This is a genomic window from Halodesulfovibrio spirochaetisodalis (genome assembly GCF_001672295.1).
GTDB lineage: Bacteria > Desulfobacterota > Desulfovibrionia > Desulfovibrionales > Desulfovibrionaceae > Halodesulfovibrio > Halodesulfovibrio spirochaetisodalis.
Window position 1 is genome coordinate 40,958 of record NZ_JXMS01000013.1, and the last position, 16,923, is coordinate 57,880.

Sequence of the window (16,923 nt, forward strand, 5' to 3'; positions counted from 1 at the left end):
GAAAAGAAGGATTACATAGTATAATGAGATAACGATTTGACGTTTATACTAGTATAAGCAATAAAATGCTACTCAAATCCATACCGTTTTAGCTTATTATGCAGAGTTGCGCGGGTAATTCCTAATTTTCTTGCAGTCTTACTCTTATTGTATTCACATTCTTCCAACGTTGCCAAAATGGCCTTACGCTCAAGTTCATCAAGAGACATCCCTGTTAATGCAGTAGCTTGCGCAGGCTGAATTGGTGCTTCATTGTCTTTTGAAGATAAGGACAACGGCAATTCACGGGTAGAGATATATTCTCCCATTGTCATTATGACAGCACGTTCAATAACATTTTCCAGTTCACGGACGTTCCCCGGCCATGCATAGCGGATAAGTGTATCCATCGCCTGAGGAGCAAGTCCTTTAATGTGCTTGCGGTTTTTGTTTGAATATTTTTTCATAAAATATTCAGCCAGCAAGGGAATATCACTCTGGCGCTCACGAAGAGCTGGCACACGAAGGGCTATAACATTCAAGCGGTAATACAGATCTTCTCTGAAATTACCCTGTTCTACCTCTTCGGGTAAATCTCTGTTTGTAGCTGCAATGACTCGAACATCCACGTTTTCAACAGTGTCACTGCCGACACGCTGAACCTCACCCTGTTGCAGGGCACGGAGTAATTTAGGCTGCAACGAAACCGGAATTTCCCCAACTTCATCAAGAAAAAGGGTTCCTCCGTCAGCCTGTACAAAGCGACCTTCACGGCGCCTGTCTGCTCCAGTAAATGCTCCACGCTCGTGTCCGAACAACTCAGATTCAAGCAAGTTTTCACTTAATGCTGCACAGTTTATTGCCACAAAGGTTTCACCAGCGCGGCTACTGGCGTTATGAATAGCATTTGCCACCAGCTCCTTACCTGTTCCCGACTCACCAGTGATAAGTACAGACGCATCAGAAGGAGCAACGGTTGCAATGATCTGGCGAAGTTCTTTGATAACTTCGCTGTTCCCGACCATTCCCATAGTATCCGGCTCCAGAATACTCCGTAATTCTTTATTCTCAGTCACAAGGCGGGTGTGATCCAGCATGCGCTCAAGCGTCAGTTTGAGCACATCAAAATCCAGCGGTTTAGTAAGATAGTCATATGCACCGATTTTAAGCGCCTTAACCGCAGTATCAACGGATGAAAACGCCGTCATAATCAGTACAGGTATGGAGGGATTATACTCTTTAATACGCTCAAGAGCGGTTATGCCGTCCATTTTTACCATTCTGATATCCATCAGAATGGAGTCATATGACTGTTCCTGTACCATTGCCACAGCTACATCACCATCATCAGCTTCAGCCACATCGTAGCCCCAGCCTTTGATAATGGTCTTAAGCATGGAGCGATGCGCCAGATCATCATCAACTATCAATATTTGTGCATTCATTAGGCGTTTTCTCCCACCGGTGACACTGGAATTTCAATAACAAACTGAGCACCGACACCTTCTTTGGAGTGGACACGAATAGTGCCGCCATGTGCTTCCACTATTTTCAGGACAATGGACAACCCAAGTCCGGTGCCCTGACTTTTGGTTGTGTAGTACGGCTCAAAAATACGAGCGACATCTTCTTTGCTGATACCTTTACCAGTATCGGCAATGGCAAGCGTTACCTTTTCATCTGTATGTGACAGGTTCATAGACAGCTTACCGCCATCCGGCATCGCTTCAAGACTGTTCAGGCAAATATTCAGTACAGCCTGAGAAAGCCTGTCAGGGTCAACAAAGAGTTGCGGAATAGTTTCATCAGCCTGTAAATCCAACTCAATATTATGCGATGCAGCGTCCTGTTTTATCAACCCGAAACAATGGGCAATCAGCGCATTCATATCTGTTTCGCTACGGCGCAGATCTGATGGTCTGGAAAGATTTATGAGGTCGGTAATTACACGGTTTAACCGTTCCACTTCATGCACCATAATATTGGCTGCTTCTCTGTCTTCAGAGCCTTCATCAAAACGACTGCCGAAATACGTTGCATACCCTTTAATGGAGCTTAACGGATTACGGATTTCATGCGCTACACCCGCTGCAAGAGAGCCTACGGCTGCAAGTTTTTCTTTTCGCCGAACCTCGGCCTCAAGCCTGCGCACCTCACGCAAATCGCGCAGCATGTAGACATATCCAATAGAAGTACCATCATCCAGCGTCACTGCTGAACCACTCACGCCTACCGGAATAGCTTCACCCTGCTCCCCAAGGCATTCTACTTCCACTTCGGAAAGGGCTTCGTCCCCTGTCAATTCAACAAGACGCGCCACACATTCCGGTAAAACTTCCGAAGGCATGCTGCCGACCACCTTGCTGTCTTTAATATTCAACTGCTCAAGGGCGATATCATTCAGCAGTGCAATACGGCCTTCATCATCCGTCACAAGCAAGCCGTCCGGTAAGTTGTACATAACCTCATTGGCTAATGCCTCTGAACTTTGTAAACGCCTGCGGGACTGACGAGCTTTTTGTGCCCACGATAGGGCAAGGAAGCCCGCAAGACCGATGAGCAGAATAAATACCGCATTTACCAGCGCGTGTTCTCTGTTCACCGTCTGGGCAGTAGCAAAGGTCTTTTCGTCCAGACCGATATAAATAACAGGTGCAGGGCCATCCTGCGGGAAGAGCTTACGACGGAACATATGCTCTTCTTTTGTGCATCCGATATCTCCCCTGCGCATATTCCGCATCATTCTGTGCATACCATGCATCATTCTTTGAGAAGAGGTACCGTCCCCGCGTTTAAACGGCGTAAAATCTCTATATACAACAAAAGCTTTATGCTCTCCCTGCTCCATAATCCGCCATGATGTACTCTTGCCGGGCTTCAACTCTGCCAGCTGCTGCGGGGTAAATGCACGTGTTCCAACAACAGCAGGATCGCTGTGGGCAATAATCATCCCGTTGGCATCTGTTGCCATAAGAAACAATATGCCGGACTGGCTGGACATTTCCTCAAGCATTGTCTGGAGCCTGAGCGCCCGTATGTTATGTCTTAGATCAGTGCGTGTACCGGCTTCCAGAGCTGTAATGATAGACGCACCTTTCTCTTCATAAAACGTCTCTAATTGACGATTTTCCTGATTAATACCCCGAATGGTCATAAGCGTAATGGCCAGTCCAAGGATAATAATGCCCCCGATAAGCACCCACAATGAGGTAGCAAATTGGGATCGCACTACTTTTTTCTTACGAAGAATGGTCTCTTTCATAACAACCCTGTGTATTCTTTTTTTTCAGTGTAAAAAAAATGAACAACCAGCACAAAGCTTTCTGTCTATATTTTTTACACCTCTATTATTGCATACGTTGCAACAAAATTAATAATGCACCGTAACCTACTGTTTTATCGAAGTTAACACTTATCATCTGTAAGTTTGGCACACGCGTTGCTGTATACTAGCTAGCAAAACACGAACCATTACTTGATTTTTATACATAGGAGTTCCTTATGCGATTTAAAGCATTAAAAATGTTTCTGGCAGTAGCATGTCTCATGACAGTAGCAACCACAGCTGCGTTGGCGGCTGGCCCAACATGGACAGATCTTTCCGAAGCACAGCAGCAGAAATACATGACTCTGCATGATGGCTTCATCAAGAAAACAACTCCGCTTCGCGACGCAATGTGGGCGAAACGAGTAGAACTTGAAGCCGTCATGAACAATGAAAATGTAGACGTAGAAAAAGTAAAAAATATCGTAACTGAAATTAATAAACTGCGTGCTGAAATGCGCACCGAGCGCGAAGCATTCGCAGCTACAGTAAAAAAAGAAGTAGGTATTGAGCCACTTGCTAATCCACATCGCGGCAACAAAATGATGGGCGACTGCCCAATGGGCATGAAACGTGGTCACGGTGGTCACGGCATGCACCGCGGTATGGGTGGAAAAGGCATGGGGCACGGTATGATGAAAGGCTGCGACAACATGATGCAGAACTCTGCACCAGCAGCACCGGCTCAGCCTGAAACACCAGCTAAATAGTAATTCCTACACACACGTTCCTCTCACTCAGACACAGTGTAACTTCACAACTCGTGGCAGCGGGTCCTTCACCTTAGGTGGAATTACACAGTACATAAATTCGCTATTACCTGTCCGGTAATGTGAATAAAAAGGATAAGGCATCCTTTCTCCCCCACAGAAAAGCCCTGCACACCTCCTCAAGTGCGGGGCTTTTTCTCTGTTATTCAGCAAAATACCTTTTATCCCCGCCCAATAATTGAGCCCCCGATTCTGCGTAGTACAATACGTATGCAAAACACGAATAAACGCAGGGGGAGGTCATGCATCAAAAGAATATTATGTGGCTTGCTGCAGTTACGCTGCTTCCCGTGCTTTTTGCACTTGCTGTACAATATGATGCCCGAAAAAACTCAGGAACTGTGTACGTCGAACAACCTACTCCCGCTCCGGTTTCATTTATTCTCAACACCGCTAACCCAGAGAAAGCCCAAACAACCTTCAGGCTAGCAAGCAAGCTATATGGAAAAGGAGTACATACAACAGTCTTTCTGGAAGGGGCAGGAGTATTGCTGGTGCATACTCCATTTGCAAAAGAAGCAGGGTATGAAGGAGAAATTATTGTTTGTCCCGAGTGCCTGAAACTATACGGAATTGATAAACAGAAGCTTCCGGACAATGTATCAGCCATTACGACTGACATCTCAGCCGGAATGCATACCCGAACAACAGATAGCTCTGCTGTTCCACAATAAGAGAATTATATGCAGTTTTCACCAACCACACTGCTACGGGGCATACTTCTTTTTACCGCAATATGCTGCGTACGTATTCATCCTGCATATTCAGCAACACCGCTTCCGAGCCAGTTTTATTCACCGGAAGATACCTCTGCATTTACGTATCTTAACCAGATAACCTTTGTTATTTCATCATCGAATCAATTAGGGCAGGCAGTCAGGACAACCCTTCTTGCCAACAAACGGCAGGCAGCCGGAATAGACACAGTACTGCTGTTTGAAAACTCAGCGGTAACACTGCCAATTTTGCAGGGAATTCCGCATGGAATTCTGACGACTTACTCTGGCAGACTCTATTGCTCACCACATAACACTCCACCAAAGTGTCCTGTAAGCGTGGAAGACTATATTCCACCACTCATACCGGATGTACAGATTGCTAATGCAAAGGAAATTTATTTGCCGCTGCTGGAGAGGCTGCTTGTGGAACATGCACGCCTTGGAGGAAAGATAGCCCTATGTGCTTGCTGCAACAGGAAACCGGAAGAACGCATTATCTATCTGCCGAAACAGATTCCGCACGACAAACTGAAGCATCTTAAAAAGCAGATGAAGATAAAAGAAGGGGCGTATTAAATATCAGAATGACTGAGGAAGGGGAGGACGAGGAGCATGCCCATAAACAGGAAGAGCCTAGTCATCCTCTTTGAATTTAAACAAGCTGCCGCGACAGATTGCCTTGTTGCCGAATTTATTACGTACAGCATCCAGCGCCTTATCCAGCCGTCGCTGTTGTTCTGTGGCGCGAATAACACCCGAACAGCCATGCTGCATGTGATCGAGCATATTAAGCTGCTCCACACCACTGTTATCGTAATTTGACAACCCCAGTCCTATGAGCCTAACCGGCTTCACCAAATCTATTGCATCCAATAAGTCTGCTGCAACCTGATAAATGACGTCTGTGGTGTTTGTCGGGTCTGGCAACGTTTTACTGCGTGTGAGCGACTGGAAATCAGAGTATTTTACTTTCAGGGTGATAGTTCGCCCTTTCAGACCATATTTACGCTGATTCTGGCCTACACGATCTGCATGACGCATGAGCCACTTTTTCAACAACGCCTTATCAAGCGTATCCTTATGCAGCGTGTTTTCTGCGCTCTCTGACTTTGCTTCAGTGGCTGTTTCAACCTCGCGATCATCTATCCCGCTTGCTCGCTGCCACAAAGCAATACCGCTTTTCCCGAAACGGCGCTCCCAGAACTCAGCAGAATATTCAAGCACCTGACCGCAAGTGGTCACACCAAGTTCATCCAGCTTGCTCACAAATTTTTTTCCAACACCCGGAATTTTGCGGACAGGTAACTCCGCTAAAAAACTGGCTACCTCATTCTCAAAAATGGCATACAGCCCATTAGGCTTGTTATAGTCAGAGGCAATTTTTGCGAGGAACTTTACAGGAGCAATACCTATAGAGCAGGTCAGCCCCACTGAATCATAAATTCCTTTTTTCATACTCGTTGCCAGTTCCAGAGGGGAACCAAAAAGATGCTCTGTCCCTGTCGCATCAATGTATGCTTCATCAATCGAAGCTTTTTCAATGACCGGAGAATACGAGTGAAGGACGTCCATGACTTTGCGGGACAGTTCCAGATACCGGCCTCTGGTTGTAGCTGTGTATATTCCGTGCGGACACAGCTTGCGAGCCTGAACAATCGGCATGGCAGAGTGCACACCGTACTTGCGGGCTTCATATGAAGCTGCACATACAACACCGCGCTCACCGTATCCTCCAACAATAACGGGTTTTCCCCGCCATTCAGGATTATCTAGTTGCTCTACGGAAGCAAAAAAGGCGTCCATATCAAGGTGCATGATGCAGCGTTTCATCCGCAACATATAGCAGAATGCCTCAGCAGACTGAAGCTCTATCACCCTGCAACGTGTGTTAGTACAGTTTCACAGTAAGAGTATTTTTATTTCAGCAAGATAAGCAAAATTAATTTTTCTCTTTTCTTTTCATTTTTTTTACCATACTCTCTGACGGTTTAAACAATGCCCCGTACCGTGGGGCTTTTCTGTGTCCAATCTACAAAATCCCTGCCGTGCAGGGAATTAGGTGCGCATATGGCTCTAACAGCTTCCTGCTTTGGTATTATTCCCGCCAGATACGATTCCACTCGTTTTCCCGGCAAACCGCTTGCCATTATCGAAGGTAAGCCCATGTTCTGGCATGTATATCAACGTGCCTGCTCATGCCCGGAATTCGACAAGGTTGTTCTGGCGACTGACGACGAACGTATTGCAGAAATGGCTCGCAAGCTTGACGTGGAATACGTAATGACCCGCAATGACCACCCCAGTGGTACAGACAGGGTCTATGAAGCTGCATGTCTGCTTGGTGCTGGTGAAGACGCTGTAATAGTCAATATTCAGGGTGATGAACCTGCACTCAACCCGATTATGCTCACCGAACTTGTTTCCCCTTTCTTAACAGACGGTAATGTACAGGTGGCCACGCTTGCACATCATATAAGCGCCGAGGAAGCCGCCAGTCCTGACAAAGTAAAAATTGTTCAGGCAAAAAATGGTGATGCACTTTACTTCTCCCGCGCATGCATACCGTTTGTACGTGAAGGTGATACAACAGTCGGATATCTTGGGCATATCGGCTTATACGCATTCCGTTTCGGAGTTTTAAAGCAGTTCACAAAATGGGAACAGTCAAGCTTAGAGCGTTTAGAACGACTTGAGCAACTGCGTCTTTTAGAGAATAATGTTCCAATCAGAGTAGTATGCACTGAGCATAAGACACACGGTGTGGATCGTCCTGAAGATATAGACGTAATTTTAAAACTTTTACGGGAGAACGCCTGATGAAAGCCATTTTGGCACTTGAAGACGGCTTTGTACTTGAGGGTCGCTCATTCACCGGACCCGGTGAAACTGGCGGTGAGGTCATCTTCAACACTGGTATGACCGGATATCAGGAAATTTTGACCGACCCTTCCTACGCTGGACAGATGGTATGTATGACATACCCGCTTATCGGTAACTACGGCGTAACTGAAGAGGATATTGAGTCAGGCGGAGTTCACGCTTCAGCACTTATCGTAAAAGAGTGCTGTAAAGTTCCTTCCAACTGGCGTTCTGTTGCTTCCTTGCCGGATTACCTCAAACGCAACGGTGTACTTGGTATTGAAGGTATTGATACCAGAGCACTCACAAGCCATATCCGCAAGAATGGCGCAATGCGTGCAATCATTTCTACTGAAGAACTGAATGTAGAAAAGCTTGTTGAAAAAGCAAAAGCACTTCCGTCTATGGAAGGACTCAACCTTGTTAAAGACGTTGCACCAACACATGTATACCGATGGGATGGTGTTCGTCCGCAAAACGTCCGACTTGTAGACGGGGTATACAACTGGACTGGCAAAGGTCCAAAAGTTGTTGTATATGACTTTGGTATTAAATGGAATATTTTACGGTTATTGCATGAACAGGGACTTGACTTATTAGTTGTTCCTCCGTCATTTACAGCAGAGCAGGTTACATTAACAGGTGCTGATGCCGTATTCTTATCCAACGGCCCTGGAGACCCTGCTACACTAAAAGACGAAATTGCCGAAATTACAAAGCTTTGTGACATGATGCCAGTCGGCGGTATCTGCCTTGGTCATCAGCTGCTTGGACACGCCTTGGGCGGTACAACATCCAAACTTAAATTCGGACATCATGGCTGTAACCATCCTGTTAAAGATTTGACAACCGGGCGCATTGAGATTTCTTCGCAGAACCACGGTTTCTGTGTAGAACTGGATAGTGACGATGTTGAGATCACACACATTAACCTTAACGATGACACCGTTGAGGGCATCGCACACAAAACTAAGAAAGTTATTTCTGTGCAGCACCATCCAGAAGCTTGTCCTGGGCCTAACGACAGTCACTACTTCTTTAAACGATTCAGTGACATGGTTAAGGAAGGTCTTAACAAGTAGCTTCTTTATGCTTCCCGAAGGGGGTTTGAATGTCTGCTGAACTGACTAAAGCTCGTTCCCAGCTAAGCAACGTTCGCACGTACTTAAAGCAAGATAAGGTTCAAATGGCAGCACAGGCGCTGCACGACGGCCTTATCGCATACTTAAAGCACCCGCTTATGAAAGCCGAAAGGCAGGAGTTTGTGCGACTGCTTGAAGACAGTACTATGTACTTGTCTGCTGTACCCAAGCTGAAAGAGATTTTCCCGATTGTTCTTACCTATAAAGAAGGAAAAGAGCGCGAATTACTGGAAACAGTTAAGGAACTTCTCGTTGAGCTTCAGAAAAGTGTTACTGACGAAGCTCAGCAAATGCTTGAAGCACTGGAAAGACAAAAGCAGGCAGAACTGGAAAAGGGACAAGCGTTTCTAGACTCTGGTCAACACCAAAGCGCTGTTGCTGTTTTTAACTCTTTGCTCAACAGATTTTCTGAGGATGCAGAGCTTAAAAGCGATATTGCTGAACGGTACATCCGTGCAGGGTTATACCATGAGGCCTATGAAAGACTTGCTGAAGCAATTGATCTTTCACCGGAAAATATCCGCTACTACAACAGCATCGGTATGGCACTGCGCAAACTCGGCAAATTCAAAGTTGCTGAAAAGTACTTTGCAAAAGCTGTACGCGTAGCAGGCAAGGATCCGCACTTATTCTTTAACCTCGGTCGCGTATATGTAGACTGGGAAAAATGGGATAAATGTGCAAAATCCGCTCTCATGGCGCTTAAGCTTGATCCGGAATTCAAAGAAGCTGAAAAAATGCTCGCCTTTGCCAAAAAACGCCTTGCATAACCCCTTCTGCAGGGAGAGCTAACGCTCACCTGTGCACGCAAAAAATCTAGAGCAGATGGAAATTTTCCATCTGCTCTTTTTTATGCTTCTCACTACAGTTCCTACACATTTCTTTTATTGACTTTTCACCAAATATAGAAAAAAACTTGCACGAAAAAAGTTTGAAGTTCTAATTATTTTTATTTGTGCAATAAAACACAAAGTTGCACTAAAAATAATACTTCTTCATAACTTCAACCCGATATTCTCTAAAAAGCACGTGAAAAAAAGCTCTATCTCACTGTTTTTTTCGTTCTACTTCAACGCTACACGTCAATAAAAAAATGTAGCAAAGTGACAAAAAACTTGAATATCAGATGCTTACTCAAGCAACTCTCTCACTATGAGGTGATTGACATATTTTTCACATTCTTTTAACCCAAAAGTACGGAACAACTTTTGATTAGAGGTCAACGTAAGTTATGCGAGGAAAAAATGCTTAAAAACGTTACTAGATTTTTTACGATGCTATCCCTTTGGGTTAGCGCAGTAGTATTTGCATCCCCGATGGGTGCTTTTGCTACAGAAGCTGCTGCTACCGGCGCTGCCGCCGGCGGCGGTGCGGGACATGCATGGTGGTTCTGGCCACTCATTTTGCTTGTTTTCTGTTTTGTACTCGGTGTGATCGCGGTTCTGGCCGGTGTTGGCGGTGGCGTACTCTACGTACCACTGGTTTCCGGTTTCTTCCCGTTCCATATCGACTTTGTTCGTGGTGCAGGCCTTATGGTTGCGCTTGCCGGTGCCCTTGCTGCGGGACCTGGTCTTTTGAAGCGTAACCTTGCAAGTCTGCGCCTTGCGCTGCCTATGGCGCTTATTGCCTCCGCCTGTGCGGTTGTGGGTGCTATGCTTGGTCTGTACCTTTCAAAGCTCGACCCACGTTATGTTCAGACAGCTCTCGGTGCTACCATTATGGGTATCTCCATACTGCTGCTCTGTTCTAAAAACTCCGAATACCCAGTGGTAACCAAGCAGGACGCTATCAGTCATGCTCTTGGTATCGAAGGTATTTATCAGGATCAGGCAACAGGTAAAGAATTTGAATGGAAAACTCACCGCACATTTACCGGTCTTCTGCTGTTTGTCGTAATTGGCATCATGGCAGGTATGTTCGGTCTTGGTGCAGGCTGGGCAAACATTCCTGTTCTCAACCTTCTCATGGGTGCTCCACTTAAAGTATCCGTAGCAACATCCAAGTTCTTACTTTCCATCACAGATACTTCTGCTGCATGGGTATACATGAACCAGGGTGCTGTTATTCCACTGATCGCCATTCCGTCCATTATCGGTCTGATGCTCGGCTCACTCGTAGGCGTACGCCTGCTCGCAGTGGCAAAAGCATCTTTTATCCGCTACATGGTTATTGGCGTTCTCTTCTTTGCTGGCTTCAAGGCTCTTGATAAAGGTCTTGGACTCGGTATTATGGGTTAAGGGAGGTAAGTCATGACAAAACAAACTAATACATGTGTAACTTCTCCAGAACAAATGCGCTATGCAATCATTCTGGAGCGTGGTGCTTACCTCGGTATCCTGATTATGATTGTTACCTATGCAGTATACGCACTAGGTATCCTTCCTCCGCATGTGCCTATTGAAACTGTTGTTAACAACTGGCACCTCGGAGTTCATGATTATTTACAGGCTACCAACAGCCCTACAGGCTGGGATTGGTTAGCGCTTGTTGGAACCGGTGACTTCATCAACTTCATCGGTCTTGCACTGCTGGCAGTGATGACAATCATCTGTTACGCAACGCTCATTATGCCGTACTTCCGCTGTGGTGATTACATCTACCTCGGTATTGTCTTGGCTGAAATTGCTGTTCTTACTCTTGCTGCCTCCGGTATTCTCGGAAGTGGCGGACACTAACCGCGACTACGTTATAATACTGCCAAGCCTCCGATCTTACAGGCCGGAGGCTTTTCTTTTTACTACAGGCAGTTATTTTGATTTCCCAACTTCTTTCAGCTACTGTTCAATACAATCAGCCTGACAACGAGATAATACTAACTCCCTCATCAATATTCCTTGGAGACACCATGAACATACCGATTTATCAAATTGATGCGTTTGCCAACAAAACATTCCAGGGAAACCCTGCCGCAGTTTGTCTTCTTGATTCATGGTTGCCAGAACCAACAATGCAAAAAATTGCGGCTGAAAATGCCATAGCAGAAACAGCATTTTTAAAACCGCTTAATGACGGCTACGAAATACGATGGTTTACTCCGGAAATTGAAATAGATTTATGCGGGCATGCCACACTGGCGTCTGCTCACGTTATTGCGCGGCATATAAACCCTGCATTATCTTCAATGACGTTTTACTCTCAAAGCGGAACATTAACCGTTACAGTGGAAGGGGAATTGCTCACCATGAATTTTCCTTCCCGACCACCTGCTCCCAGCGATATTCCACAACTCATTGTAGATGCTCTACAAATACAACCAACAGAAATCCTCCGCTCAAGAGATTACGTCCTTGTTTTTGAATCAGAAGAAGTCATTAAAAATATGAATCCTGACGTAGCCATGCTTAACCAGATTAACACCGACCCCGGCGGAATCTGCGTTACTGCACCAGGAAGTGACGTTGACTTCGTCTCCCGCTTCTTCACGCCGCAGGCGCAAATATTTGAGGACCCTGTCACAGGCTCTGCGCATTGCTCCTTAATTCCTTACTGGAGTAAGCGGCTCAGTAAAAAGCACATGCGAGCAACGCAGCTGTCAGAAAGAAAGGGCGAGCTTATGTGCAAAGACTTAGGAGAACGTGTTTCGATCTCAGGAAAAGCCATCACGTATCTTCAAGGAACGATTACACTTTAAATAAATATTCTCTGGTATCCTTATTCAATAAAAAAGGCTGATTGCGTAATGCAATCAGCCTTCGTTGTGAACATATGCCAAGTTATCATGCGCCTGCTTCAAGCACACCGTTGGTAACGGTATACACCCCGACATCGTGAATATATTTTTCCATAAGCTTCACAGTCTGCGGGTGGCAGGTAAATAAAAATACCTGATTATGGGCAGCTAGTTCAGCAATGGTTGCAGCAGTATTCGCTGCCCTTGCCGGATCAAAGTTCACCATAATATCATCCATAATAACCGGAAGCGGCTCATTCTGCCCTGAATGGCTCAAAATGTGCCCAAGACGCAACGATAAGTAGAGTTGCTCCGCTGTTCCGCGACTCAGTTCCTCCGGTTCACGACGCGTACCGTCTTCAGCCAAGGCAAACACATTTTCTTCACCCAGCGGCTTGAATACACCACTGTACGCACCCTTTGTAATAGTCTTGAAGAAAGCACCTGCCTGCTTAACAACTTCAGGCTGCTGTTCCCGTTCAAAACGCTCACGGGCACGGGACAGCATATGCTCTGCAATTTTATAACGTGCCCACTCCTTAGCAAGCATAGTAGCTTCTTCTTTCAGTGCTTCCTGTTGAGTACGCTGGATGGTCTGCTCTTCAGTTGAAACAAGTTTTTCCTGCTCGACCTTAGCCTGAATAAGGCTCTGGCGCAGCGCCTCCTGCTCTTGTTCTTTTTCTTCAATGGCAGCTGCTAATTCAGCAGCTTTCACTGCAAGTTCCTGCTCACTTTGCTGACCTATGCGAGCAGCCAGAGAAGTAATATCTCCGTTTTCGCTGGCTGCTGTGAGAGAAGCTTTCAGTGCAGAAAATTCAGAAACCAGTTCCTGCTGCTGAGCATACAGAGCATGTCTGGCTCGATAAGACTCTTCATCCGCTACATTCGCTTCAAAAAAAAGAGCTTTTATATCGTTTTCCAAAGTTTCTTTCGATATTTTCAGAGATTTTGCTGAAACAATATCTTTCTGCCAAATTTCAGTAAGACTCTCAATGCTCGTCTGAAGCTGCTGCGATTCTGTTAAAATGCGTAGCAACTTGTCCTGCGTTGCGTCACGTTTTATCGTGTTATCAAAGGCAAGTTCCGGTTCAACACCAGCCGCCTTACACACGGCATCCTGTTGATCTGCAAATGCGTGTAAAATCTGTTCTGCAGCTTCTATTCTCGCTTGAACATCCGAACGTTGATGCAGCATAGCTTTAGTTTCTTTAATAAGCTGTAACGTTTCTGGAATATGTTGAATTCGCAGGGTAGAAGAAAGTCCATGAGCTTCCAGCCATTGTGTACTTTTTGAATAAATAGCTGCCAGCTTATCCTGTGCAATACCTTCATTACGAGAAGCTTTTGCAAACTGTTCCTGAATATCTTCGTGGTACTTTTCAGCTGTATGCAGTTTATCCTGCCATGCCTCCAACGCCACTAAACCACGCTGCAAATCTTCAAATGCATCTTCTGCTTGCGCAAGACATTCATCAGTCACTTCCGGTTGTGGAAAGATCAATGGTGCAGCAGCCATTATTTCAAGAAGGTTATTTTGAGCCTCTTGTTGCTTCTTTTTCTGCTGTCTTGTGCCCACGACGTAAACTATGGCTGCAGCCACAGTCATACATACACCTGCGTACAGTAAATAGCTCGGAACCGGAGCAAAACTCGGTGCAGCAGCCACCACAACACCAATGAGACCCAACAGGACTGTAAGTAGTAGCGTTGTACTATTGGTTGTAGCTTGTTGTGTAAGAACCAACGGCAATCGGGAACGTACACTACGCAAAATATCTTTGGTCTGTTGCAGATCTAGTTGCTCTTCAGCCGATGCGTCTTTCAAATTCGCAAATCGATTAAGATCTGCATTCTGTTCAAGCTCATTGGCACGTTGCTCAACTGCACGTTGAGCATCATCAAGCATGCCGGAAAGGCGTGATTTTTCATTTTGCACCAGCGCAACATCGTGTCTGGCTTTCTCAGCCTGTTCTTCAAACTCTGCGACTTCACGTCGGGTATTATCCGAAATATCGAAAGCTTGTATTTTTTCCGCATGCCAGCCAGCCCCAAGCTGCTCCAGCACTTCTTGAAAGCTATGATTCAAGGCTTTTTCTTCAAGCTTGCGTTGTTCAAGCTCGCGTTTTTTCCCTGTCATAACAGCTTTTTCTTCACTTAATGCCCGTACCACATCCTGCCGGACAATCAGTTCAGTATTAATCTGTGCTTGTTTTGCTTCAATATCTCGGGTTGCAGCTTCAATGGTTCCAAGCAGCTGAGTAAGCTGATCACGCTTTTCTCTATAGCTTCTTTGGAGGTTATCAAACCGAACCAGCCCATCCTGCGGAAATTCCACAAGCGGTTTTACAGCTTCCAAAGCAACCTGTTTCTCTTTATATGCGGTAAAAGTAGCCCACAGCCGCATATCAGCCTTCACTGTTCCAGCTTCAATTCCCAGCCTGCGCAGCACTGAAGCACATTCTGCAATATTGTCCTCAAGCTCAGTAATCTGTTGCGAGACGGTCAAATAAGCAGAAACACTGTCTTCACCCGCAAGCAAGTCTTTGCGAAGCTGCTCAATAGATTTCAAATGTTGATTAAGAGGCTGCTTCGTCCCTTTTTTCTTGAACAAAGCCTCCCGCTTTGCAGCAAGATGCTTCATTACATCAGTATAGGAAGCACCGCCGCCATGAACGGTTCCATACAAGGCATTTCGAACAGCATCACCTGTCAGGGCGTCCTTGCTCTGTAATTCTGTTAGGGAAAAGCCATACACATTGGTATAGAGATCTCGCGAAACATTACCGAGCAATGCCTGTAATGCAGATTCATCCATCTGCCCGCCTTGCGCGTCAGAAATGGCTATTCGCTTAGGCTTAAAGGATCGCTCAAGACGCAGTGCACCAAACTTATGGGTATCAAGTCCCAGTACACCTGCATGATTACCGCCACGTAATGGTTCGTGGTGAGAAATCGTTTTCCCTTTTCGCGGCAACCCGAACAACATGTACCGCAAAAAAGCCAGACAAGTTGATTTACCAGCCTCATTATTGCCTAGAAAAACGTTAACGCCGGAAGAAAAGCCAGAAAGCTCCTGCTCAGCAAAGATGCCGAAACCATGAATATGAAGGTCCGTAATCTTCATTACTCTGCCTCCAATAAATCTATGCACAAGTATTGTGCTTCAGCTGCAAGCTGCTCAAGCTCTACATCAGTAAGGATGGTTAAGTTTCTTTTGACAGCAGGGGAGCCGTATAACTCACTTACAGATTCACGAAGTTCTTCAACTCCGTTTTCTCCTGTTAAGGATTCGGCAACAGTAAGCGCCTCCCCAAGCAGGTCAGGGCGGCTGCGCATCGCCTTAATATCAACATCCGGCTTACATGCCAGCTCAATATCTTTCAGCCATACAAAAGGAGAATTCTGCATTTGTCCTTCACGAATACGTTCAGTAAATTCCTGTACAGCACCATTTTTACGTAATTCTCCATCAAGCACACTGCGTCCTTTCAGTACCAGACGGACAATAACGCCCTTACAGCTTTCCGGCAGCGTCTGCACAACTCCGTCAAGATAGTTCTCAACTGCATCCTCAAGCATATCAAGTTGCTCAATTGCTGAAATATCTACTGGAATAATCTTCCACTGGACTGTTCCAAGTGTATGCGAGCGTATTGTTGACTGACCATCTTCTACAGTAACAAACAGGCATCCACGCTCACCCTGCTCATTAATATGCAGTCCTTGAATATTGCCGGAATATGCTGCAAACGGCTCCTTGCTGACGATCTGTTGCTCATGAATATGCCCGAGTGCCCAATAATCGATACCGGATTTTGCAAAATCACCCACACTTGCCGGAGCATACTGTTCCGAAGCAGCAACGGAATCCACAGTACAATGCAGCAAAGCAATCTGAAACACATCGTCTTCAGTACGCTTATACTGTCTGGCTAATTTCCTGCGTTCATTGTGCTTTCCGTGGCTTATGCCGTGCACGACTGCAACTAGCTCCCCGTCGCTGTTCTCAACGCGAACCTGTTCAACACCTTCGGTTCCAAAAATATGAACATTTTCAGGAAAGCTAAACGACTTCTCGCTCTCTACTAACGGATCATGGTTACCATGAACAATAAAGACTCGTACGCCTGCTTCATCCATACGCTTGCAGGCATCCAGTAAAGCAAAACGTGCCTTAAGGCTCTGGTCTTCCTGATTGTAAATATCACCAGCCAGCACAACAAATAGAGGACGTTCCTTGCAAGCAAGTTGCGTCAAACGTTCGAGAGCTTCAAAGGTAGCGGAGCGCAATACTCCAGCCACCTGCGAAGAAACATGAGCAACTCCTTTAAAAGCTGCATCCAAATGCAAGTCAGCTGCGTGGATAAAAGAAAATGTCGGTTTCATGGATTACGCATAGCCTTTTCTGATCTGCGGCAGAATGCCTCGGTGACTTGGAAATATCTAAAACACCTGTCTG

At 45.8% G+C, this 16,923-nt stretch carries 14 protein-coding genes; 9 read left to right on the plus strand and 5 right to left on the minus strand.

Annotated elements, in window-relative coordinates:
• Positions 1–68 precede the first annotated feature (68 nt).
• Together SP90_RS08890 and SP90_RS08895 are read right to left on the minus strand one after the other, a co-directional pair.
• Positions 69–1,424, minus strand: coding sequence for a sigma-54-dependent transcriptional regulator (locus SP90_RS08890; RefSeq protein WP_066854701.1), 1,356 nt, complete (start codon positions 1,422–1,424; stop codon positions 69–71).
• The gene (locus tag SP90_RS08895; protein WP_066854703.1) at positions 1,424–3,241 is read right to left on the minus strand and encodes an ATP-binding protein; all 1,818 of its coding nucleotides are present in this window, start codon (positions 3,239–3,241) and stop codon (positions 1,424–1,426) included. Before SP90_RS08895 ends, SP90_RS08890 begins: the two co-directional genes overlap by 1 nt.
• A gap of 239 nt (positions 3,242–3,480) precedes the next feature.
• On the opposite strand from SP90_RS08895, the gene SP90_RS08900 reads away from it, so the two are divergent.
• The 3 genes from SP90_RS08900 (at position 3,481) to SP90_RS08910 (ending at position 5,369) form a co-directional block, all read left to right on the plus strand.
• Positions 3,481–4,014 (plus strand): Spy/CpxP family protein refolding chaperone, encoded by a 534-nt coding sequence (locus tag SP90_RS08900; RefSeq protein WP_066854705.1) that lies wholly within the window; start codon positions 3,481–3,483, stop codon positions 4,012–4,014.
• Between the two features lie 302 nt (positions 4,015–4,316).
• Positions 4,317–4,748, plus strand: coding sequence for a hypothetical protein (locus tag SP90_RS08905; protein ID WP_066854706.1), 432 nt, complete (start codon positions 4,317–4,319; stop codon positions 4,746–4,748).
• A gap of 9 nt (positions 4,749–4,757) precedes the next feature.
• Positions 4,758–5,369, plus strand: coding sequence for a hypothetical protein (locus tag SP90_RS08910; protein ID WP_066854708.1), 612 nt, complete (start codon positions 4,758–4,760; stop codon positions 5,367–5,369).
• Between the two features lie 57 nt (positions 5,370–5,426).
• On the opposite strand, the gene SP90_RS08915 is transcribed toward SP90_RS08910, so the two are convergent.
• A complete protein-coding gene (locus tag SP90_RS08915) occupies positions 5,427–6,632 on the minus strand; it encodes a DNA polymerase IV (RefSeq protein WP_456236149.1) in 1,206 nt (401 codons plus the stop codon).
• A 228-nt stretch (positions 6,633–6,860) separates the two neighbouring features.
• Between SP90_RS08915 and kdsB the strand changes: the two genes are divergently transcribed.
• The 6 genes from kdsB (at position 6,861) to SP90_RS08945 (ending at position 12,425) form a co-directional block, all read left to right on the plus strand.
• Positions 6,861–7,610, plus strand: coding sequence for a 3-deoxy-manno-octulosonate cytidylyltransferase (gene kdsB, locus SP90_RS08920; RefSeq protein WP_066854712.1), 750 nt, complete (start codon positions 6,861–6,863; stop codon positions 7,608–7,610).
• The gene (carA, locus tag SP90_RS08925) at positions 7,610–8,734 is read left to right on the plus strand and encodes a glutamine-hydrolyzing carbamoyl-phosphate synthase small subunit (RefSeq protein ID WP_066854714.1); all 1,125 of its coding nucleotides are present in this window, start codon (positions 7,610–7,612) and stop codon (positions 8,732–8,734) included. The genes kdsB and carA overlap by 1 nt, the downstream gene beginning before the upstream one ends.
• Positions 8,735–8,763: 29 nt before the next feature.
• Positions 8,764–9,564 (plus strand): tetratricopeptide repeat protein, encoded by an 801-nt coding sequence (locus SP90_RS08930; RefSeq protein ID WP_066854715.1) that lies wholly within the window; start codon positions 8,764–8,766, stop codon positions 9,562–9,564.
• A 504-nt stretch (positions 9,565–10,068) separates the two neighbouring features.
• Positions 10,069–11,031: a sulfite exporter TauE/SafE family protein gene (locus SP90_RS08935; protein ID WP_231895551.1), complete on the plus strand. Its 963-nt coding sequence runs from the start codon at positions 10,069–10,071 to the stop codon at positions 11,029–11,031.
• Positions 11,032–11,043: 12 nt separating this feature from the next.
• A complete protein-coding gene (locus tag SP90_RS08940; protein ID WP_066854717.1) occupies positions 11,044–11,469 on the plus strand; it encodes a DUF1634 domain-containing protein in 426 nt (141 codons plus the stop codon).
• Between the two features lie 170 nt (positions 11,470–11,639).
• Positions 11,640–12,425, plus strand: a complete 786-nt coding sequence (locus SP90_RS08945; RefSeq protein ID WP_066854718.1) for a PhzF family phenazine biosynthesis protein — start codon at positions 11,640–11,642, stop codon at positions 12,423–12,425.
• Between the two features lie 85 nt (positions 12,426–12,510).
• Here the strand turns inward: SP90_RS08945 and SP90_RS08950 are convergent, their stop codons facing one another.
• Positions 12,511–15,588, minus strand: a complete 3,078-nt coding sequence (locus SP90_RS08950) for an AAA family ATPase (RefSeq protein ID WP_066854720.1) — start codon at positions 15,586–15,588, stop codon at positions 12,511–12,513.
• Positions 15,588–16,850, minus strand: coding sequence for a metallophosphoesterase family protein (locus SP90_RS08955; protein WP_066854722.1), 1,263 nt, complete (start codon positions 16,848–16,850; stop codon positions 15,588–15,590). Before SP90_RS08955 ends, SP90_RS08950 begins: the two co-directional genes overlap by 1 nt.
• Between the last annotated feature and the right edge of the window lie 73 nt (positions 16,851–16,923).